The sequence below is a fragment of the Micrococcus sp. HMSC31B01 genome, from assembly GCF_001816085.1.
GTDB classification, from domain to species: domain Bacteria; phylum Actinomycetota; class Actinomycetes; order Actinomycetales; family Micrococcaceae; genus Micrococcus; species Micrococcus luteus.
In genome coordinates this window covers 1-1,385 of the sequence record NZ_KV824898.1, presented here as the reverse complement: position 1 = coordinate 1,385, position 1,385 = coordinate 1, and the positions used below count along the sequence as shown (strand labels likewise).

Annotated in this window: 2 protein-coding genes; one reads left to right on the top strand and one right to left on the bottom strand. The window is 75.1% G+C overall.

The features are described 5' to 3' along the window. On the top strand, window positions 1–429 hold a 429-nt coding region (locus tag HMPREF3105_RS01350), incomplete at its 5' end, for a DUF4190 domain-containing protein (RefSeq protein ID WP_070708596.1). A gap of 9 nt (window positions 430–438) precedes the next feature. On the opposite strand, the gene HMPREF3105_RS01345 is transcribed toward HMPREF3105_RS01350, so the two are convergent. Further along, on the bottom strand, window positions 439–1,385 hold a 947-nt coding region (locus HMPREF3105_RS01345), incomplete at its 5' end, for an amidase family protein (RefSeq protein WP_246830303.1).

The window sequence follows — 1,385 nt, the reverse complement described above, 5'->3', positions numbered from 1 at the left end:
CGCGCCGCCTGGGACCAGGCCCCCTCGTACGCCGAGCAGGAGGAGCAGACCCGCCCCGCCTACGGGCAGCCGTACGGCTACGGCCAGGACGCGAACACCGTCCCCGCCTACGGCTACGGGCAGGGCACGCCCGGCCACGGCTACGGGACCCCACTGCAGCCCGGCCAGACCGACGGCGTCGGCCGCTCGGTGGCATCCATGATCCTCGGCATCATCTCCGTGGTGGGCGGGTTCACGTTCCTCCTCCCGCCGATCGTGGGCGTGATCCTCGGCCACATCGGCCTCAAGCGCGAGCCCCACGGCCGCGGCATGGCGATCGCCGGCCTCGTGATGAACTACGTGTCCCTCGCCCTGCTGCTGCTCGCCGTCGTGTTCCTCGTGATCCTGGTGATCGCCGGCATGTCCCTGGGCGACTACACCTCGACCTGACCGGCCGGCTCAGCCGGCCAGCAGCAGCTCGAGATGCGCGGCCAGGGCGAGCAGGGGTGCAGACGTGCCGGGCCGGCCGATGAGCTGGACGGACCAGTTCAGGCCCCGCTCGTCCCGGAGCACGGGCACCGCGACCGCGGGCAGGCCGAGCACGTTGACCATCGAGGTGTAGGGCGTGAACGCGCACTGCGCCTCGTAGTTGGCCTCGGGCTCCATCGCCAGGAAGTGGCCGACCGGCGGGGGCGCGGTGGCCAGCACCGGGGTCATCACCACGTCGACGGCGGCGAACTGCGCCCGCACCCCGCGTGACCACTCCTCGAGCCGGTGGGCGGCGTCGTCGATCTCGGCGCGCCCTGCGGCCCGGGCCGTGCGCAGGAAGTGCGCGGCCACCGCGCCCACGTGCGCCTCGGCGTCCTCCGGCAGCGGCGCCCGGAGCAGCCCGGCGGTCCACACCGTGCGGAAGTCCCGGTGATAGTCCTCGCCGTAGTAGGGGGAGAGGTCCTCGACCGCGTGACCGCCCGCGTCCAGGGCGGCGGCGGCCTTCGTCAGGGCGGTGACGGCGGGCCGGGCCAGGGAGATCTCCAGGTCGGGGGCGAACGGCGAGGCCGTGGTGACGCCGATCCGGCGGACGTCGACGGCGTCCCCGGCCCGGGCGGTCTCCACGGTGCGGCGCAGGTCCGACAGCACCCGGCCGGGCAGGCCCTCGGGGGTGAGCATCACGTCGTAGAGCAGGGCGGCGTCCTCGACCGTGTGGGCCAGCGGGCCCGACACCGTGAGGTTGCGGACCGTGTCCGCGTGCTCGTCCATCGGCAGCTCCCCGCGACCGGGCTTGAGGCCCACGAGCCCGCACGCCGCGGCGGGGATGCGGATGGACCCGCCCCCGTCCGAGCCCGGGGCGAACGGCAGGATCCCCGCGGCGACGGCGGCCGCGGCCCCACCCGAGGAGCCACCCGCGG